Annotated in this window: 1 pseudogene; it reads right to left on the bottom strand. The window is 70.3% G+C overall.

The features are described 5' to 3' along the window. Nucleotides 1–5: 5 nt before the first annotated feature. A pseudogene (locus SSOG_RS06705) lies at nt 6–22,661 on the bottom strand (non-ribosomal peptide synthase/polyketide synthase); the annotation flags it as partial. Between the last annotated feature and the right edge of the window lie 9 nt (nt 22,662–22,670).

The following is a 22,670-nucleotide window of genomic DNA, read 5'->3' as shown; positions in this document are numbered from 1 at the left end:
ACCGCGGTGGCGAGTCCGGCGATGGTCGGGGTGGTGAATACGGCGCGGACGTCGCAGGTCAGCCCGGCTTCGCGCATGCGCTCGACCAGGGAGACGGCGAGGAGGGAGTGGCCGCCGAGTTCGAAGAAGTCGTCGTTGCGGCCGATGCGTTCCACGCCGAGGAGGTCCGCCCAGATGGCGGCCAGGGCCTCTTCCACCGCGCCGATGGGGGATTGGTAGCCGCGGGCCACTACGGCGTCGTCGCCTGGCGCTGGGAGTTTGTCCCGGTCGACCTTGCCGTTCGGGGTGAGCGGCAGGGCGTCCAGCTCCACGAAGGCCGAGGGCACCATGTACGACGGCAGTGCCTCGCTGAGCGCGTCGCGCAGCGTCTCGACCTCGATGCTGTTGTCGGGGACGTAGTAGGCGTCGATGCGGTCGCCGCGTGCGATGACGATGGCTTCGCGGACGGCGTGGTGTTCGAGGAGTCGGGCTTCGATTTCGCCGAGTTCGATGCGGTAGCCGCGGACCTTGACCTGGAAGTCGTTGCGGCCGACGAATTCGATCGTGCCGTCGGGCAGCCAGCGCCCCAGGTCCCCGGTGCGGTAGAGACGTGTCCCGTCTCCGGTCAGCCAGTCGGGTACGAAGCGTTCGGCGGTGAGCCCGGGTCGGCCCAGGTAGCCGCGGGCGACGCCGAGGCCGCCGATGAACAGCTCACCGGTCACACCCACGGGTACGGGCCGGCCGACGTCGTCGACCAGGTAGATGCGGGTGTTCCCGATGGGCTTGCCGATGGGGACACTGCGTGCGGTGTCCACGGTCTCGATGAGATGGGTGGCTGCGAAGGTGGTGGTTTCGGTGGGTCCGTAGCCGTTGAGCAGATGCTGTGGGCCGCCCACGGTCGCGGCGATGGCGCTCGGATCGAGGACATCGCCGCCGACAACCAGGTAGCGCAGCTGGCTCAGTACGTCTGCGAGGGCGGTGTGGGTTCGGTTGAAGAGGCCGACGGTCATCCACAGCATGGACACCGACTGGGCCTGGAGCACCCCGGCGAATCGCTGGGGGTCGAGGACGTCGTCCTGGTCGATGACGACGATGGTGCCGCCGTTGGTCAGGGGGCCCCAGATTTCCCAGGTGGCGGCGTCGAAGGACGGGTTGGCGGCGAAGGCGGTCCGGTCCTGCGGGGTGAATTCAACGGAGGGGTTGTTGACGACGAGGCGGACGATGTTGCGGTGTTCGACGGCTACGCCCTTGGGCAGGCCGGTGGAGCCTGAGGTGTAGAGGACGTAGGCCAGGTCCGTGGACGCGGCCAGGTGCGGCAGGTCGGTGTCCGGCTCGTCAGTGAGACTGGCCAGGTCGATCACTGGCATGTCGGCCGTGGGCAGGTCCGTGCCGTCGGTGAGGATCACCGCGGGTTGGGCGTCGGCGAGCATGAACGCCAGCCGCTCCGCCGGGTACGACGGGTCCAGCGGTACGTACGCGCCGCCTGCCTTGAGCACGCCCAACATCGCCGCCAGCAGCGGCACTCCGCGCCGGGCGGAGATGCCCACCCGTACGTCCGGGCCCACGCCTGCCGACCGCAGTCGGTGGGCGATCTGGTTGGCCTTCGCGTTCAGGTCCCGGTAGGTGAGCTGCGTATCGCCGTGGAAGACCGCCACCGCGTCCGGTGCCGCCTTCACTCGTGCCTCGAACAGCCCGTGCACCCGCGCCGTCGCGTCGAGCGGCACCTCGGTCGCGTTGAAGTCCGCGACCACCAGCGTCCGTTCGAGCGCAGGCAGCACCTCCACGTCCGCCACCGACCCCGTCGGATCGGACGCCAGCAGGCCGGTCAACTCCCGCAATGCGGCCGTCAACAGCACGCAGACGCGCTCCGGGTCCAGCCGGTCGTCCACTTGGGCCGTGATGGCGAAACCGGTGTTCTCGGCGCCGAGGTCGTCCACCGACACCACGACGGGGTAGTTGGTGCGCTCCTCGTTGTGCAGCACCTCGAATCCCGACATCGCCGCATCGGTTGCGGCCGGGTCGGCGGGGGTGCTGTGCCGGTAGTTGAACAGGCTGGTGAACAGGGGCGAGCCCGGTGGGACCTGGCTGCATCCCTGGGCGAGGACGAGCGGGGCGTGTTCGTGGCGCAGCACTTCGGCCAGGAGCCCATGGGTGTCGCGGACCGCGTCCAGCACACCTCGCGCATCGACGTCGACGCGTATCGGGAGGGTGTTGATGAACAGCCCGAGGCCGCGTTCCGCGCCCGCTCCGGCTTGCATGCGCCCGAAGAGCACCGTGCCGAAGACCACGTCCGAGCGGCCGGTGAGCCGGGACAGCACCATGCTCCATGCCAGATGGCACATGCTCGCCGGGGAGACCCCGGCCTGGCGGGCCTGATCCCGGACCGTCTCGGCCAATTCCGGCTCGATGGCGGCGTGCGCCTCGGCGATGCCGGTGCCGTCGCCACGGACGTCGAGGATTCCGTACGGGGCGGTCGGCTCGTCGATGTCGCCGAGCTGTTCGGTGAAGAACTTCTCGTGTTCTTCCCGGCTGGTGCCCAGCACGGCCTGGGCCACCGCATTGCGGTAGGGCACCGGCTCCGGCAACGCACTGGCGCGACCGGCCAGTACCGCTCCGACCTCCTCCTGCAACATCTCCAGCGTGGTGTGGTCGCCCACCAGGTGATGCATCAGCATCATCACCAGCCACCGCTTGCGTGTTGCGTCGTACGCAGTCACCACGCGCAGCAGGGGCGCCGCGCGCAGATCCATCCGGTAGCGGCGCGGGTCGTAGCGGGTGAGCAGTTGGGTGGCCCCGTCCTCGTCGCCGTCGAGGGTGACTTCCTCAACGGGCAGGTCAGTGTGGCACCACACCACCTGTAGGGGTTGGGGGAGTCCTTCCCAGACGACGGCGGTACGCAGGATGTCGTGACGGTTCACGACGGTCTGGAGCGCGTCGGTGATCTCGCCGACCCATTCCCGTGAGGGCACGGCAGACACGCTCGACAGGAGGTAGGCGTCGCCTTCACCGCCCATGAGGTGGTGGAAGAAGATGCCTTCCTGGAGTGGCCCGAGCGGGTAGATGTCCTGCACGTTGCTCGCGCCACCCAGCACCGAGGCGGCCACCGTGTCGATGTGCTCTTGGGTCAGCTCGACCAGCGGCAGCATGTCGGGGGTGATGGCCTCGGCGCCCGCCGGGATCGCGTTCGGGGGCACGACAAGGTCCGTACCTCCACCTGCTCCGACTGCGGTGGCGAGTCCGGTGACGGTGGGGGTGGTGAACACGGCGCGGATGTCGCAGGTGAGTCCGGCTTCGCGCATGCGCTCGATCAGGGAGACGGCGAGGAGGGAGTGGCCGCCGAGTTCGAAGAAGTCGTCGTTGCGGCCGACTTGTTCCACACCCAGCAGGTCCGCCCAGATGGCGGCCAAGCCTTCCTCCACCGCGCCGACAGGGGCTTCGTAGCCGCGGGCCACTACGGCGTCGCCGTCGGGGGCCGGGAGTTTGTCGCGGTCGACCTTGCCGTTGGGGGTGAGCGGTAGTGCGTCGAGTGCCACGAATGCCGAGGGCACCATGTACGAGGGCAGCACCTTGCCCAGTGCGTCGCGCAGGGTTGCGGCGTCGATGCGGGTGTCCGCCACGTAGTAGGCGTTGAGGCGGTCGTCGCGTGCGATGACGGTGGCTTCTCGGATGGTGTCGTGGTCGAGGAGTCGGGCTTCGATTTCGCCGAGTTCGATGCGGTAGCCGCGGACCTTGACCTGGAAGTCGTTGCGGCCGATGTATTCCAGCGTGCCGTCAGCTAGCCAGCGGCCGAGGTCTCCGGTGCGGTACAGCCGGGACCCGTCTCCGGTGAGCCAGTTGGGTACGAAGCGTTCGGCGGTGAGTCCGGGGCGTCCGAGGTAGCCGCGGGTTACGCCACGGCCGCCGACCATCAGTTCACCGGTCACGCCTACCGGGGCGGGACGGCCGTGAGTGTCGACCACGTAGACGCGCAGGTCAGGGATCGGTTGCCCGATAAGCGATCCGCCCAGTCCACCCACCATTTCAGGCTCGACGGGCTGCCAGGTGACGTGCACGGTGGTTTCGGTGATCCCGTACATGTTCACGAGCGTCGGCCCGTCACCTGCCGCGGCGTCGAACCATGGCCGCAACGCGGCCACTTCCAGTGCTTCTCCGCCGAAGATGACGAAGCGGAGTCGGTCTTGGGTGTCGGGGGTGCGGAGGCGTGCGTCGGTGAGCCGGGTGAAGGCTCCCGGTGTCTGGCAGAGGACGGTGACTCCGGCCGAGCAGATCAGGTGCCACAGCTCGTCCGGTGCCCGGACCACATCGCCTGGCACGACCACCAGTTGGCCACCATGGAGCAGAGCGCCCCAGATCTCCCATACCGAGAAGTCGAACGCATAGGAGTGGCACAGGGCCCAGACGTCGGAGGGTCCGAAGCCGAACCATTCGTCTGTCGCGGTGAACAGGCGGGCCACCTGGCGGTGCTCGACCAGTACGCCTTTGGGGGTGCCGGTCGAGCCCGAGGTGTAGATGACGTAGGCGACGTCGGAGGGGAAGACCGCCACGGGGACGTTGCCGACCGGGGCGTCCGTGAAGTCCGTGGCCAGGTCCCACACCACGGCATCCTCGGGGGCGGTGGCCCGGATCAGGGCGGCCGCATCAGCACCGTCGGTCAGGACCACCGTCGGCTTCGCGTCGGTGAGCATGAACGCTACGCGCTCGGCGGGGTACGAGGGGTCCAGCGGGACGTATGCGCCACCGGCCTTGAGCACACCGACGACCGCTGCCAGCAGTCCCACGCCCCGCTCCGCGCAGATCCCGACCCGTGCGCCAGGGGTTACGCCTTGAGCGCGGAGCCGGTGGGCGATGCGGTTCGCCTGTTCGTTCAGTTCCCGGTAGGTGATCTGCGTATCGCGGTGCACGAGCGCGACCGCATCCGGCGTTGCCGTGGCCTGGGCCTCGAAGGTCTCGTGCAGGCAGAGCTTGGGATCGGCTGACGTATCGACGGGGTTGAAGCCGTCGACCAGCAACGCACGCTCCGCCGCCGGCAGCACCTCCACATCCGCCGTCGGAGCCGACCGATCATCGGCCAGTGCCCGGGACAGCTCCTCGAGAGCAGCGATCAGCATCTCGCAGATACGGTCCGGGTCGAGCTGGTCGTCCACCTGGGCCGTGATGCCGAACCCGGCATCCCCGGAACCGAGGTCGTCGACCGAGACCACGATCGGGTAGTTGGTGCGCTCCTCGCTGTGCAGCACCTCGACCCGCTCGCCGAGCCCGCCCGTGAGGGGCTCGGCCGGTTCCGGGCTGTGCCGGTAGTTGAGCAGCGTGGTGAACAGCGGAAGCCCCGCCGGGACCTGGCTGCGTCCCTGGGCGAGGACGAGCGGGGCGTGCTCGTGGCGCAGCATCTCGGCCAACAGCCGTTGGGTGTCCCGAGCGGCGTCCAGGACGCCGCGCTCGGTCACGTCGATGCGTATCGGCAGGGTGTTGATGAACAGCCCCAGGCCACGTGCCGCACCGGCTCCGGCCTGCATGCGGCCGAACATCACCGTGCCGAAGACCACGTCCGAGCGGCCGGTCAGCCGGGACAGCACCATGCTCCACGCCAGGTGGCACACGCTCGCCGACGACACACCCGCCCGGCGGGCCTGCTCCCGGACCGTCCGCGCCAGGGCAGGGTCCACATCGACGTGTGCTTCGGCGATTCCGGTGCCGTCGCCGCGGACGTCATGGATGCCGTACGGCGCGGTCGGCTCGTCGATGTCGCCGATCAGCTCGGTGAAGAACCTCTCGTGCTCCTCCCGGCTGGTGCCCAGCACGGCTTGCGCCACGGCGTTGCGGTACGGCACCGGCTCCGGCAGCGCATCCGCGCGCCCGGCGAGGTGAGCGTCCACCTCGGAGACCAGCGTTCCGACGGACGTGTTGTCGTCGATGATGTGGTGCATCAGCACCAGCAGCAGCCACCGGTCGTTCGGCTCGTCGTACGCCCGGACCACGCGCATCAGCGGCGCGGTGCCCAGATCCATCCGGTATCGACGCGGGTCGTAGCGCTTCAGCAGCTGGGTGGCCGCGTCGTCGTCGGCGTCGAGGGTCGCGTCCTCGACCGGCAGGTCGGTGTGGCGCCGGACCACCTGTACGGCTTGGGGGAGCCCCTCCCAGACCACCGACGTGCGCAGGATGTCGTGCCGGTCCACGACCGCCTGGAGCGCGGCCACGAACTGGTCGGCCTCGTCCCGGGTCTCGATCGGCAGGACGTACGACACGAGATACGGGTCGGCGTCGCCGCCCATGAGGTGGTGGAAGAAGATGCCTTCCTGGAGCGGGGCGAGGGGGTAGATGTCCTGCACGTTTGCGGCGCCGCCGGGGACCGTGGACACGACCTTGGCGATGTGGTCCTCGGTCAGCTCGACCAGCGGCAGCATCTCCGGCGTGATGACGTCGGCGCCCACGGGGATGGCGTTCGGGGGCACCTGTACTTCGGTGCCGCCTCCCGCCGCCACCGCGGTGGCGAGCCCGGCGACGGTTGGTGCCGTGAACACTGCCCGTACGTCGCAGGACAGCCCGGCCTGCCGCATCTGTTCCACCAGGGAGACGGCGAGGAGGGAGTGGCCGCCGAGTTCGAAGAAGTCGTCGTCGCGGCCGACGCGTTCCACACCCAGCAGGTCCGCCCAGATGGCGGCCAAGGTTTCTTCCACCGGGCCGACGGGGGCCTGGTAGCCGCGGGCGACCACGGCGCCGCCGTCCGGCACCGGCAGCTTGTCCCGGTCCACCTTGCCGTTCGGCGTCAGCGGCAGCGCGTCCAGCTCCACGAATGCCGAGGGCACCATGTAGGTGGGAAGCGCTTCAGCGAGCGCGTCGCGCAGCGTCTCGATCTCGATGCTGCTGGTGGGGACGTAGTAGGCGTCGAGGCGGTCCCCACGGGCCACCACCACCGCCTGCCGCACGGCGTCGTGGTCGAGGAGTCGGGCTTCGATTTCGCCGAGTTCGATGCGGTAGCCGCGGACCTTGACCTGGAAGTCGTTACGGCCGATGTATTCGAGGGTGCCGTCGGGCAGCCAGCGGCCCAGGTCGCCGGTGCGGTAGAGACGTGTCCCGTCTCCGGTGAGCCAGTTGGGCAGGAAGCGTTCGGCGGTGAGTCCGGGGCGTCCGAGGTAGCCACGGGTCACGCCCCGGCCGCCGACCATCAGCTCACCGACGACACCCACCGGGGCGGGGCGGCCGTGGGTGTCGACCACGTAGACGCGCAGGTCGGGGATGGGCTGGCCGATGAGCGATCCGCCCAGTCCACCCACCATGTCAGGCTCGACGGGCTGCCAGGTCACATGGACGGTGGTTTCGGTGATGCCGTACATGTTCACGAGCGTCGGCCCGCCGCCAGCTGCGGCGTCGAACCATGGCCGCAGTGCGGCCACTTCCAGCGCCTCGCCGCCGAAGATGACGAACCGCAAGCGGTCTTCAACGCCGGAGGCGCGGAGGCGGGCGTCGGTGAGGCGGGTGAAGGCTCCGGGAGTCTGGCACAGCACGGTCACCCCGGCCGCGCACACCAGCTGCCACAGCTCGTCCGGTGCCCTGACCACATCGCTGGGCACGACCACCAGTTGGCCACCATGGAGCAGAGCGCCCCAGATCTCCCACACCGAGAAGTCGAACGCGTACGAGTGGCACAGCGCCCACACATCCGAGGGCCCGAAGCCGAACCACTCCTCCGTCGCGGTGAACAGGCGGGCCACCTGGCGGTGCTCCACCAGCACACCCTTCGGGGTCCCGGTCGAACCCGAGGTGTAGATCACGTAGGCCACGTCCGTGGGGGAGACCGCCACGGGGACATTGCCGACCGGCGCGTCCGCGAAGTCCGTGGCCAGATCCCACACCACGGAGTCCGGGGGAGCGGTGGCCCGGATCAGGGCGGCCGCATCGGCGCCGTCGGTCAGCACCACCATCGGCTTCGCGTCGGTGAGCATGAACGCCACGCGCTCGGCAGGGTACGACGGGTCCAGCGGCACATACGCGCCACCGGCCTTGAGCACACCCACGACCGCCGCCAGCAGCCCGACGCCCCGCTCGGCGCAAATCCCGACCCGCACGCCAGTGCTCACGCCCTCTGCGCGGAGCCGGTGGGCGATGCGGTTCGCCCGCTCGTTCAGCTCCCGGTAGGTGACCTGCGTATCGCGGTGCACCAGCGCGACCGCATCCGGCGTTGCCGCGGCCTGGGCCTCGAAGGTCTCGTGCAGGCAGTGCTCGGGATCGGCTGACGTATCGACGGGGTTGAAGCCGTCGACCAGCAGTGCACGCTCCGCCGCAGGCACCACCTCCACGTCGGATACCGACAGAGCCGGATCGTCGGCAAGCGCCTCGGCCAGCTCCCGCAGCGCGGCCGTGAGCAGCCCGCACACCCGCTCCGGGTCGAGCCGGTCGTCCACCTGGGCCGTGATGCCGAATCCGGCATCCCCGACACCGAGGTCGTCGACCGAGACCACGACGGGGTAGTTGGTGCGCTCCTCGCTGTGCAGCACCTCGACCCCGGACATCGCCGCGTCGGCCGTGGCCGGGTCCGCCGGGGTGCTGTGCCGGTAGTTGAGCAGGCTGGTGAACAGCGGAAGCCCCGCCGGAACCTGGCTGCATCCCTGGGCGAGCACGAGCGGGGCGTGTTCGTGGCGCAGGACCTCGGCCAGCAGCCCATGGGTGTCCCGGACCGCGTCCAGCACACCTCGGGCGCCGACATCGAGCCGCACCGGCAGGGTGTTGATGAACAGCCCCAGGCCACGATCCGCACCGGTTCCGGCCTGCATGCGGCCGAACATCACCGTGCCGAAGACCACGTCCGAGCGGCCGGTCAGCCGGGACAGCACCATGCTCCACGCCAGGTGGCACACGCTCGCCGACGACACACCCGCCCGGCGGGCCTGCTCCCGGACCGTTCGGGCCACGGCAGGGTCCACGTCGACGTGTGCCTCGGCGATGCCGCTGCCGTCGCCGCGGACGTCGAGCAGGCCGTACGGTGCGGTCGGCTCGTCCACCTCGCCCAGCAGGCTGGTGAAGAACTTCTCGTGTTCTTCCCGGCTGGTGCCCAGCACGGCCTGGGCCACTACGTTGCGGTACGGCACGGGCTCCGGCAGCGCATCTGTGCGGCCGGTCAGCAGCGCGCCGATTTCCTTCTGCACCACGTCCAGCGTGGTGTGGTCGCCGATCAGGTGGTGCATCAGCACCATCAGCAGCCACCGGTCGTTCGGCTCGTCGTACGCCGTGACCACACGCAGCAGCGGCGCCTGCTCCAAGTCCAGCCGGTAGCGCCGAGGATCGAAGCGGGCCCGGAGCTGGGTCACCGCGTCCTCGTCGGCGTCGAGGGTCACTTCCTCGACCGGCGCCTCGGCATGGCGCCACACCACCTGGACGGGGTGCGGGAGTCCTTCCCGGACCACCGATGTCCGCAGGATGTCGTGGCGGTCCACGACCGTCTGCAATGCGTCGGCGAACTCGCCGACCCATTCCCGCGACAGCACCGCGGACACGCTCGACAGCACGTAGGCGTCGCCCTCGCCACCCATCAGGTGGTGGAAGAAGATGCCTTCCTGGAGCGGGGTGAGGGGATAGAGGTCCTGCACGTTTCCGGCCCCGCCGGGCACCGCGGACACCACCTGGGCGATCTGCTCTTCGGTCAGCTCGACCAGCGGCAGCATCTCCGGGGCGATGACATCGGTGTCCGCCGGAATCGCGTTCGGCGGGACCACGAGGTCTGCGCCACCACCCGCCGCCACCGCGGCGGCGAGCCCGGCGACGGTCGGGGTGGTGAAGACGGCCCGGACATCGCAGCTGAGTCCGGCTTCGCGCATGCGCTCGACCAGGGAGACGGCGAGGAGGGAGTGGCCGCCGAGTTCGAAGAAGTCGTCGTCGCGGCCGACGCGTTCCACGTCCAGCAGGTCCGCCCAGATCGCGGCCAGCACCTCTTCCACCACGCCCACCGGGGCCTGGTAGCCGCGGGCCACCACCGCGCCGCTGTCCGGCACCGGCAGCTTGTCCCGGTCGACCTTGCCGTTGGGCGTGAGCGGCAGCGCGTCCAGCTGCACGAATGCCGACGGCACCATGTAGGAGGGGAGGGCTCCGCTCAGCGCGGCGCGCAGGCTCTCGACGTCCACGCCGTGGTCCCTGTGGTCCCTGTGGTCCGGCACCGGCACGTAGTAGGCGTTGAGGCGGTCGCCTCGGGCCACCACCACCGCCTCCCGCACGGCGTCGTGCTCGAGGAGCCGGGCTTCGATCTCGCCGAGTTCGATCCGGTAGCCGCGGACCTTGACCTGGAAGTCGTTACGGCCGACGAACTCCAGCGTGCCGTCGGGCAGCCACCGGCCCAGGTCCCCGGTCCGGTACAGCCGCGACCCGTCCCCGGTCAGCCAGTCCGGTACGAACCGCTCGGCGGTCAGCCCCGGCCGACCCAGGTAGCCCCGGGTCACGCCCCGGCCGCCGATGAACAGCTCACCGACGACACCCACCGGCGTCGGACGCCCGTACCCGTCCACCACATAGAGACGGGTGTTGCCGATCGGCCCGCCGACGTGCGGGACGAAGCCGGTCGCCCGGCGCATCACCACGGCCGTGGAGTAGGTGGTGGTCTCCGACGGGCCGTAGAGGTTGCGGATCTCCTCGACGCCGTCCGCCGCGGCGAAGACGCGGTCCACCAGGTCCCGCTTGAGCGGCTCACCGGCCAGGTTGATCGTGCGTACCGCATCGGGAATCTCCCGGGCGTCGGCCAGCGCGGCGATCGCCGACGGGACCGTGTTGACCAACGTGACGTCGGTCGTGTCCGCACGGACCGCCAAGGCGTCGCGTACCGCCACCACGGTGCGGCCGGTGACCAGCGGCAGGAACACCTCGAACACGGCCAGGTCGAAGTTCACCGATGTAGACCAGAGCGTCCGGTCCAGCACCTCGGTGGTGAACGCCGACCGCGCCCACCGCAGGAAGTTCACCGTGTTGCGGTGCTCGACGGTGACGCCCTTGGGCGTGCCGGTCGAGCCGGAGGTGTAGAGGACGTACGCCGTGTCCGACGGCGAGGCCGACGCCGCCACGTGGGGCAGGTCGGTGTCCGGCCCGTCGCCGAAGTCGGTGGCCAGGTCCAGGACGGGTACGTCGTCGGTGGTCGGCGTGGTTCCGTCGATCAGGACCACGGCGGGGCGGGCGTCGGTGAGCATGAACGCCACGCGCTCGGCCGGGTACGACGGGTCCAGCGGTACGTACGCGCCGCCCGCCTTCAGCACCCCCAGCATCGCGGCGATCAGCCGGACGCCCCGCTGGGCACAGAGGCCCACGCGCACGTCCGGGCCGACCCCGATGGACCGGAGGCGGTGAGCGATGCGGTTGGCCATCGCGTCGAGGTCCCGGTACGTGACCTGGGCATCGTCGTGGACGACCGCCACGGCGTCCGGGGTGGCCGATGCCTGGGCCTGGAACAACTCGTGCACGCACGCGTCCGCCTCGGCCGGGCCGACGGTGTCGTTGAACTCCTGGAGCAGCAGCGCTCGTTCGGCCGTGGGTAGCACGTCGAGGTCCGAGACCGTCGCCGCCGGGTCGTCGGCCGCCAACGCCGCGGTCAGCTCCCGCAGGGCGGTCACCAGCAGGCCGTTCACCCGCTCCGGGTCCAGCAGGTCGTCCACCTGGGTGGTGATCGTGAGGCCCGCCGCGCCCAGGTCGTCGATCGACACCAGGATCGGGTAGTTGGTGCGTTCCTCGCTGTGCAGCACCTCGACCTGCTCGCCGAGCCCGCCCGGGTCGAGGTCGGTGGATTCGGCGCTGTGCCGGTAGTTGAGCAGGGTGGTGAACAGGGGTGAGCCTGGTGGGACCTGGCTGCACCGCTGGGCCACCACCAGCGGGGCGTGTTCGTGGCGCAGCACCTCGGCCAGCAGCCCATGGGTGTCCCGGACCGCGTCCAGCGCACCCTGAGCACCCACATCGACCCGCACCGGCAGGGTGTTGATGAACAACCCGATGCCACGTTCCGCACCGGCCCCGGCCTGCATGCGGCCGAAGAGCACGGTGCCGAACACGACGTCCGAGCGGCCTGTGAGGCGGGACAGGACCATGCTCCACGCCAGGTGGCACACGCTCGCCGACGACACACCCGCCCGGCGAGCCTGCTCCCGTATCGCGTCGGCCAGCTCGGTCTCGACCGTGGCCTGCGCCTCGGCGATGCCGGTGCCGTCGCCGCGGACGTCGAGCAGGCCGTACGGTGCGGTCGGCTCGTCCACCTCGCCCAGCAGGTCGCTGAAGAACTCTTCGTGTTCCTTGCGGCTGGTGCCCAGCACGGCTTGGGCCACCACGTTGCGGTACGGAACGGGCGCGGGCAACGCGGCGGCGTGGCCGGACAGCAGGGCGCCGATTTCCTTCTGCACCACGTCGAGCGTGGTGTGGTCGCCGATCAGGTGGTGCATCAGCACCATCAGCAGCCACCGGTCGTTCGGCTCGTCGTACGCCGTGACGACACGCAGCAGTGGCGCCTGCTCCAAGTCCAGTCGGTAGCGCCGAGGGTCGAAGCGGGCGAGGAGCTGGGCCACCGCGTCCTCGTCGGCGTCGAGGGTGACTTCCTCGATGGGCGCCTCGACGTGCCGCCACACCACCTGTACGGGCTGCGGCAGGCCCTCCCCGACGACGGCGGTCCGCAGGATGTCGTGGCGGTCCACGACCGTCTGGAGGGCGTTGGCGAAGTCGCCGATCCACTCGCGCGACGGCACCGTGGACACGCTGGACAGCAGATAGGCGTCGCCTTCGCCGCCCATGAGGTGGTGGAAGAAGATGCCTTCCTGGAGCGGGGCGAGGGGGTAGATGTCCTGTAGGTTCCGGGCCCCGCCGGGGACCGTGGAGACCACCTTGGCGATGTGGCTTTCGGTCAGCTCGACCAGGGGCAGCATGTCGGGGGTGATGGCCTCGGCGTCGGCTGGGATGGCATTCGGGGGCACCTGTACTTCGGCGCCGCCTCCGGCTGCGACGGCGGTGGCGAGCCCGGCGATGGTGGGGGTGGTGAAGACCGCCCGGACATCGCAGGACAGGCCAGCCTGTCGCATCTGCTCGACCAGGGAGACGGCGAGGAGGGAGTGGCCGCCGAGTTCGAAGAAGTCGTCGTTGCGGCCGATGCGTTCCACGCCGAGGAGATCTGCCCAGATCGCGGCCAGCTCCTCTTCCACGGGGCCGACGGGCGGTTGATAGCCGCGGACCACGACGGCGTCGCCGTCGGGGGTGGGCAGTTTGTCGCGGTCGACCTTGCCGTTGGGGGTGAGTGGCAGGGCGTCGAGGGCGACGAAGGCCGAGGGCACCATGTACGACGGCAGCACCTCGTCCAGCGCGGTGCGCAGCGTCTCGACCTCGATGCGGGAGTCCGCCACGTAGTAGGCGTTGAGGCGGTCGTCGCGTGCGATGACGATGGCTTCGTGGATGGCGTGGTGGTCGAGGAGTCGGGTTTCGATTTCGCCGAGTTCGATGCGGTAGCCGCGGACCTTGACCTGGAAGTCGTTGCGGCCGACGAATTCGATCGTGCCGTCGGGCAGCCAGCGGCCGAGGTCTCCGGTGCGGTAGAGACGTGTCCCGTCTCCGGTGAGCCAGTTGGGTACGAAGCGTTCGGCGGTGAGGCCGGGGCGGCCGAGGTAGCCGCGGGCGACGCCGAGGCCGCCGATGAACAGTTCACCGGTCACGCCCACCGGCACCGGTCGGCCGAGGTTGTCGACGATGTAGATGTGGGTGTTGCCGATCGGTGCTCCGATGGGCAGTGTTTCCTGGCCTTCGGTTACGTGGGTGACGTCGTAGGTGGTGGCGAAGGTGGTGGTTTCGGTCGGGCCGTAGCAGTGGATGAGCCGCTGGGGTGCGGCGCCGCTGTCCAGGACGTGGGTGAAGGCTGCGGGGTCGCAGCGTTCACCGCCGGTGAAGAGGTAGCGCAGTCCGGCGAAGGCGTCCGGGACGACGGTGGCGGTCTGGTTGAACAGGGCGGTGGTGGTGAACAGCCCCGTCACGCCATGGGCCGCCAGGCAGGTCGCTAGTTGGCGGGGGTTGAGGAAGGTGTCCTGATCGATGACGACGATGGTGCCGCCGTTGGTCAGCGGGCCCCAGATTTCCCAGGTGGCGGCGTCGAAGGAGGGGTTGGCCGCGAAGGCGGTCCGGTCGTCCGGGGTGAAGTCGACGTAGGGGTTGTCCACGACGAGCCGGATGATGCTGCGGTGTTCGACGGCCACGCCCTTGGGCACGCCGGTGGATCCGGAGGTGTAGAGGACGTAGGCCATGTCCGTGGACGAGGCCAGGTTCGGGAGATCGGTGTCGGGCCCGTTGGTGAGGCTGGCCAGGTCGATGACCGGCATCTGTGCTGTGGGCAGGTCCACGCCGTCGGTGAGGACGACCGTTGGCCGGGCGTCGGCGAGCATGAACGCCGTGCGTTCGGCGGGGAAGGACGGGTCCATGGGTACGTAGGCGCCGCCTGCCTTGAGGGTGCCGAGCATGGCGGTCAGCAGCGGTATTCCGCGTGGGGCGCAGATGCCGACGCGGACGTCCGGGCCGACGCCTGCCGTCCGAAGGCGGTGGGCGACCTGGTTGGCCTTGGCGTTGAGTTCCCGGTAGGTGAGTTGCGTATCGCCGTGCGTCACGGCGATCGCGTCGGGGGTCGCCTTCGCGTGTGCCTCGAACCGTTCGTGCACCCGCGCGGTCGGATCGAACGGCGCCTCGGTGGCGTTGAAGCCCTCGACCACCAGCGCCCGTTCCGCCGCAGGCAGGGCCTCCACCGCGGACACCGAGGCGGCCGGGTCATCGGCCAGTGTCTCGGTCAGCTCCCGCAGCGCGGCCGTCAGCAGCCCGCAGACATGGTCCGGGTCCAGCCGGTCGTCGACCTGGGCCGTGATGGCGAAACCGGCGTCCTCCGAACCGAGGTCGTCGACCGAGACCACGACGGGGTAGTTGGTGCGCTCCTCGCTGTGCAGCACCTGGAGCCCGGACAGCGCCGCTCCGGCCGCGTTCGGGTCCGCCGGGGCGCTGTGGCGGTAGTTGAGCAGGCTGGTGAACAGGGGCAGTCCCGTCGGAACCTGGCTGCTTCCCTGGGCGAGGACGAGCGGGGCGTGCTCATGGCGCAGCACATCGGCGAGCAGTCCATGGGTGTCCCGGACCGCGTCGAGTGCACCCTGAGTGCCGACGCCGATGCGTATCGGGAGGGTGTTGATGAACAGCCCGAGGCCGCGTTCCGCACCGGCTCCGGCCTGTATACGTCCGAACACGACCGTGCCGAAGACCACGTCCGAGCGGCCGGTGAGCCGGGACAGGACCAGGCTCCACGCGAGGTGGCACACGCTCGCCGGTGACACGCCCGCACGGCGGGCCTGCTCCCGGATCGCGCCGGCCAGTTCGGCTTCCACTGCTACCTGTGCCTCGGCCACCGCGGTGCCGTCGCCGCGGACGTCGAGCAGGCCGTACGGTGCGGTCGGCTCGTCCACGTCACCGAGCAGGCCGGTGAAGAACTCCTCGTGCTCCTCCCGGCTGGTGCCCAGCACGGCTTGGGCCACCACGTTGCGGTACGGAACGGGCTCCGGCAGTGCACCACCCGCGCCGTTCAGCAGGGTGCCGATCTCCTCCTGGACGACATCGAGTGTGGTGTGGTCGCCGACCAGGTGGTGCATCAGCACCATCAGCAGCCACCGGTCGTTCGGCTCGTCGTACGCCGTGACCACACGCAGCAGCGGCGCCGCGCCCAGGTCCATATGGAACCGGCGCGGGTCGTAGAGCGCCAGCAATTCGGCAGTCGCGTCCCCGGAACCGTCGAGGGCCACTTCCTCGACCGACAGTTCGGTCCGCCGCCACACCACCTGGACGGGCTGCGGCAGTCCTTCCCGGACCACCGACGTCCGCAGGATGTCGTGGCGGTCGACCACTGTCTGTAGGGCGTTGGCGAACTCGCCGACCCATTCCCGTGACGGCACCGCGGACACGCTCGACAACAGATAGGCGTCGCCCTCGTCCCCCATGAGGTGGTGGAAGAAGATGCCTTCCTGGAGCGGGGCGAGAGGGTAGATGTCCTGCACGTTCCGGGCCCCGCCGGGGACCGTGGACACGACCTGGGTGATCTGTTCCTCGGTCAGTGTGACCAGGGGCAGCATGTCGGGCGTGATGGCCTCGGCGTCGGCCGGGATCGCGTTCGGCGGGACCACGAGGTCCGTGCCCCCACCTGCCGCGATAGCGGTGGCGAGTCCGGCGACGGTGGGGGTGGTGAAGACGGCCCGTACGTCGCAGGTGAGTCCGGCTTCGCGCATGCGCTCGACCAGGGAGACGGCGAGGAGTGAGTGGCCGCCGAGTTCGAAGAAGTCGTCGTTGCGGCCGATGCGTTCCACGCCGAGCAGGTCCGCCCAGATCGCGGCCAAGGCTTCCTCGGCCGCGCCGACGGGGGCTTCGTAGCCGCGGGCCGCTACGGCGTCGCCGTCCGGTGTCGGCAGTTTGTCGCGGTCGACCTTGCCGTTGGGGGTGAGTGGCAGGGTGTCGAGTGCGACGAATGCCGAGGGCACCATGTAGGAGGGGAGGGTCTCAGCGAGCGCGTCGCGCAGCGTCTCGACCTCGACGTTGGTGTCGGCCACGTAGTAGGCGTCGAGGCGGTCGTCGCGTGCGATGACGATGGCTTCGCGGACGGCGTGGTGCTCCAGGAGCCTGGCTTCGATTTCGCCGAGTTCGATGCGGTAGCCGCGGACCTTGACCTGGAAGTCGTTGCGGCCGACGAACTCGATCGTGCCGTCCGGCAGCCAGCGGCCCAGGTCCCCGGTGCGGTAGAGACGTGTCCCGTCTCCCGTCAGCCAGTCGGGTACGAAGCGTTCGGCGGTGAGCCCGGGGCGGCCCAGGTAGCCGCGGGCCACGCCGAGACCACCGATGAACAGCTCACCCGTCACACCGACCGGCACCGGGCGGCCGTAACCATCGACCAGGTAGATGCGGGTGTTCCCGATGGGCTTGCCGATCGGGACACTGCGGCCGGCGTCCACGGTCTCGATGAGGTGGGTGGCGGCGAAGGTGGTGGTCTCGGTCGGTCCGTAGCCGTTGAGCAGATGCTGCGGACCGCCCACGGTCGCTGCGATGGCGCTGGGGTCGAGGACGTCGCCGCCGACCACGAGGTAGCGCAGCTGGCTGAGGACGTCGCCGAGGGCGGTATGGCTACGGTTGAAGAGGCCGACCGTCATCCACAGCATGGACACCGACTGATCCCGCAGCACTCCGGCGAACTGCTGGGGGTCGAGGACATCGTCCTGGTCGATGACCACGACCGTGCCGCCGTTGGCCAGCGGGCCCCAGATTTCCCAGGTGGCGGCGTCGAAGGACGGGTTCGCCGCGAAGGCGGTCCGATCCTGCGGGGTGAATTCCACGGAGGGGTTGTTGACGACGAGGCGGACGATGTTGCGGTGTTCGACGGCTACGCCCTTGGGCAGGCCGGTGGAGCCTGAGGTGTAGAGAACGTAGGCCATGTCCGTGGACGCGGCCAGGTTGGGCAGGTCGGTCTCGGGCTCCTCAGTGAGGGTGGCCAGGTCGACTACCGGCACGTCCGCCGTGGGCAGGTCTACGCCGTCGGTCAGGATGACCGCAGGCTGGGCGTCGGCGAGCATGAACGCCAACCGCTCGGTGGGGTAGTTGGGGTCCAGCGGCACGTAGGCGCCGCCCGCCTTGAGCACGCCCAGCATCGCCGCCAGCAACGGCACCCCGCGCCGGGCGCAGATGCCCACCCGTACATCCGGGCCCACCCCGACAGACCGCAGTCGGTGGGCGATCTGGTTGGACTTCGCATTCAGGTCCCGGTACGTGACCTGCGTATCGCCGTGGACGACCGCTACCGCGTCCGGTGCCGCCTTCGCGCGTGCCTCGAACAGCCCGTGCACCCGCGCGGTCGTGTCGAGCGGCGTCTCCGTGGCGTTGAAGGCTTCTACGACAAGCGCCCGCTCCGCTTCCGGCAGCACTTCCACCTCGGCGACCGGCGCATCCGGCGCCGTCTCCAGGGCCTGGCTGATCTCCTGGATGGCGTTCAGGAGCAGTCCGCACACCCGCTCCGGGGCAAGCCGGTCGTCCACCTGGGCGGTGACCGAGAACCCCGTACCCGCGTCGTCGACCGACACCACGACCGGGTAGTTGGTGCGCTCCTCGCTGTGCAACACCTCGAACCCGGGAATCGCCGCACCCGTCGCATCCGGGTCCGCCGGGGTGTTGTGCCGGTAGTTGAAGAGGCTGGTGAACAGCGGAAGCCCCGCCGGGACCTGGCTGCATCCCTGCGAGAGCACCAGCGGGGCGTGCTCGTGGCGCAGCACCTCGGTCAGCAGCCGCTGGGTGTCCCGTGCGGCGTCCAGAACGCCGCGTCCGGCCACGTCGATCCGTACCGGCAGGGTGTTGATGAAGAGCCCCAGGCCGCGTTCCGCACCGGCGCCGACCTGCGTGCGCCCGAACATCACCGTGCCGAACACCACGTCCGAGCGGCCGGTCAGCCGGGACAACACCAGGCTCCACGCCAGGTGGCTCAGACTCGCCGGGGACACGCCCGCGCGGCGGGCCTGCTCCCGGACCGTCCGGGCCAGCGCAGCGTCGACGTCGACGCGTGCCTCCGCGATGCCGGTACCGTCGCCGCGGACGTCCAGCACACCGTACGGGGCGGTCGGCTCGTCCACCTCGCCCAGCAACCCGCGGAAGAACTGCTCGTGTTCCTCACGACTGGTGCCGAGCACCGCCTGGGCCACCACGTTGCGGTACGGCACGGGCTTCGGCAGCGCGTCGGCACGACCGGTCAGCAGCGCCCCGATCTCCTCCTGCACCATTCCCAGCGTCGTGTGGTCACCCACCAGGTGGTGCATCAGCACCAGCAGCAGCCACTTGTCCTGCGCCGCGTCGTACGCCGTGACCACGCGCAGCAGCGGTGCCGCGCTCAGATCCAGCCGGTACCGGCGCGGGTCGTAATGCGTGAGCAGCTGAGCAGCCGCGTCCCCGTCGCCGTCCCCGTCGAGCGTTACCTCCTCGACCGGCAGCTCGGTCCGCCGCCACACCACCTGGACGGGCTGCGGGAGCCCCTCCCACGCCACCGACGTGCGAAGGATGTCGTGCCGGTCCACCACCGTCCGCAGCGCGCCGGCGAACTCGTCGACCCATTCCCGCGAGGGCACCGCGGCCACGCTCGACAGCAGATAGGCATCGCCCTCGCCACCCATCAGGTGGTGGAAGAAGATGCCCTCCTGGAGAGGTCCGAGCGGGTAGATGTCCTGCACGTTGCTCGCGCCACCCGGCACCGAGGCGACCACCCGGGCGATCTGCTCTTCGGTCAGCTCGACCAGCGGCAGCATCTCCGGCGCGATGACACCGGTGTCCGCCGGAATCGCGTTCGGCGGCACCGCGAGGTCCGTGCCACCACCCGCCGTGCCCGCCGCAACTACCGCGGCCAGTTCGGCGACGGTCCGGGTGGTGAAGACGACCCGTACGTCACACGCCAGCTCGGCTTCCCGCATCCGCTCGACCAGGGAGACCGCCAGCAGCGAGTGCCCGCCCAGCTCGAAGAAGTCGTCGTCGCGGCCGACCCGCTCCACACCCAGCAGGTCCGCCCAGATCGCGGCCAGCACCTCTTCCACCACGCCCACCGGGGCGCGGTAGCCACGCGCCACCACCGCACCGCTGTCCGGCGCGGGCAGCGCGGCCCGGTTCACCTTGCCGTTCGGGGTCAGCGGGAGCGCGTCGAGTGCCACGAAGGCCGACGGCACCATGTACGACGGCAGTACCTTGCCCAGTGCGTCGCGCAGGGTTCCGGCGTCGATGGCGGTGTCGGCCACGTAGTAGGCGTCGAGGCGATCATCGCGGGCCACCACGACGGCCTCCCGCACGCCACCGAGCGTGAGGAGACGGGCCTCGATCTCGCCGAGTTCGATGCGGTAGCCGCGGACCTTGACCTGGAAATCGTTACGGCCGACGTACTCCAGCGTGCCGTCCGGCAGCCACCGCACCAGGTCGCCGGTCCGGTACAGCCGGGTGCCGTCCCCGGTCAGCCAGTCCGGTACGAACCGCTCGCCCGTCAGCCCCGGTCGGCCCAGGTAGCCCCGGGCCACACCGAGACCGCCGATGAACAGCTCACCGACGACACCCACCGGCACCGGACGCCCGTAGCCGTCCACCACGTACACCCGGGTGTTGAGGATCGGGCTGCCGATCGCGGTGTCGTCGCGGTCGGTCAGCGTCGCGGCAGTCGACCAGATCGTCGTCTCGGTCGGGCCGTACACGTTCAGGACGTCGTCGCCGACGTCCCGCATCTGGTCGGCCAGCGGAGCGGGCAGTGCCTCTCCGCCGACCAGCATGCGCAGCCCGCGGATCCCGTCGAGATCGTGCGAGGCGAGCATGCGCCACATCGACGGCGTCGCCTGGGCCACCGACACACCGGTACGGCGTATCAGCTCGATCAGCGCCGAGGGCTGCGCAATCGTCTCCTCGGACGCGATCACCACCCGCGCCCCGCTCATCAGCGGCAGATACAGCTCCAGCGCCGCGATGTCGAACGCGACCGTCGTCACCGCGAGCAGCGCGTCCGCGGAACCGAGCGGGACCAGGTGCCGCATGCCCGCCAGGAAGTTCGTCAGCGCGCTGTGCTCGATCACGACGCCCTTGGGGACGCCGGTCGAGCCGGAGGTGTAGAGGACGTACGCCACATCCGACGCCGACGCCGACGCCACGCGGGGGAGGTCGGTGTCGGGCTCGTCGGCGAAGTCGGTGGCCAGGTCGAGGGCCGGTACGCCGTCCGTGGCCAGGGTGGTTCCGTCGGTCAGGAGCACCGCGGGCCGGGCGTCGGCGAGCATGAATGCCAGCCGCTCCGCCGGGAACGACGGGTCCAACGGCACGTACGCGCCGCCCGCCTTCAACACACCCAGCATCGCGGCGAGCATCCGGACGCCCCGTCGAGCGCACAGCGCCACCCGCACATCCGGGCCGACGCCCGCCGACCGGAGCCGGTGTGCGATCCGGTTGGCCATGGCGTTGAGTTCCCGGTACGTGGCCTGCGTGCCGTCGTGGACGACGGCCACCGCGTCCGGGGTCGCCGACGCCTGCGCCTGGAACAGCTCGTGAGCGCACGTGTCCGCCTGAATCGGCGACGCGGTGGCGTTGAACTCCTGCACCAGCAGCGCCCGTTCCGCTGCGGGCAGTACCTCAAGGCCCGCCACCGGCGTCTCCGGGTCGGCAGCCAACGCTCCGGTCAGTTCACGCAAAGCTGCCGCCAGCAGGGCGTTCACCCGCGCCGGGTCCACCAGCTGGTCGACCTGGGTGGTGACCGCGAAGCCCGCCGCGCCCAGGTCGTCAATCGCCACCATGACGGGGTAGTTGGTGCGCTCCGAGCTGTGCAGCACCTCGAACCCGGACATCGGCGCTCCGGCCGTGCCAGAGGCCGTGGCCGGGTCCGCGGTGGCGCTGTGCCGGTAGTTGAGCAGGGTGGTGAACAGCGGCAGCCCGGCCGGTACCTGGCTGCACCGCTGGGCCACCACCAGCGGGGCGTGCTCGTGCCGCAGCACCTCGGCCAGCAGCCCATGGGTGTCGCGTACGGCGCCCAGCGCGCCCCGGGAGCCCACCTCGACCCGCACCGGCAGGGTGTTGATGAACAGGCCGACGCCATTGCCGACACCGCCCTGCGTCCGGCCCAGCAGCACCGAGCCGAACACGACGTCCGAGCGGCCGGTCAGGCGGGAGAGCACCAGGCCCCAGGCCAGGTGGCACAGGCTCGCCGTGGAGACGCCCGCCCGCCGGGCCTGTTCCCGCACCGCTGCGGCCAGGGCCGGGTCGAGTGGCATCCGCGCTTCGGCGATGGTGGTGCCGTGGTGCACATCGGTCAGGCCGAACGGCGCCGTCGGCTCGTCCACGTCGCCCAGCAGCCCGGTGAAGAACTCCTCGTGCTCCTCACGCGGCATGCCCAGCGCGGCCTGGGCCACCACGTTGCGGTACGGCACCGGTTCCGGCAGCGTGTCCGCGTGTCCGGCGAGGACGGACGAGATCTCCTGCTGGAGGACGTTCCATGTGGCGTTGTCGCCGACCAGGTGATGCATCAGCACCAGCAGCAGCCACCGCTCGTTCGCCGCGTCGTACCCCGTCACCACCCGCAGCAGCGGCGCGGTGCGCAGGTCCAGCCGGAACCCGGCCGGATCGAACCGGGACCGCAACTCCTCGGCCGCGTCGTGTCCCGCGTCGAAGGCGACCTCTTCGACGGGGAGTTCGGCGCGCCGCCAGACCACCTGCACCGGCTGCGGCAACCCCTCCCAGGCCACCGCGGTCCGCAGGATGTCGTGCCGGTCCACCACGGATTGCAGCGCCGTGACGAACCGGTCCACATCGGCACGGGAGTCCGCACCGAACATGCCCCACCCGAGGTACGGATCGCCCTCGCCGTCCATCAGGTGGTGGAAGAAGACGCCTTCCTGGAGCGGTCCGAGCGGGTAGATGTCCTGCACGTTGCCCGCGCCACCCGGCACCGAGGCGGCCACCGTGTCGATCTGCTCTTCGGTCAGTTCGACCAGTGGCAGCATCTCCGGGGTGATCCGGGCCGGTGGGGTCCACCACTCCGATTCGCTCAGCGCGAGCCTGCCGAGCAGTTCGGCCTTGTGTGCGCGCAACCCGCGGACCAGCTCCGGGTCCAACGCCCCCTCCGGCGCCCTGACCACCAGTTCGTCACCCTTGCGACGGAGCCGGATGGGCAGGCCGGTGAGCCGGGACAGCAACTCGTC

Origin of the sequence: Streptomyces himastatinicus ATCC 53653 (assembly GCF_000158915.1) — a bacterium.
In the GTDB taxonomy this organism is placed as follows: domain Bacteria; phylum Actinomycetota; class Actinomycetes; order Streptomycetales; family Streptomycetaceae; genus Streptomyces; species Streptomyces himastatinicus.
The sequence above is the reverse complement of the archived record's forward strand: the minus strand, read 5'-3'. Positions and strand labels throughout refer to the sequence as shown.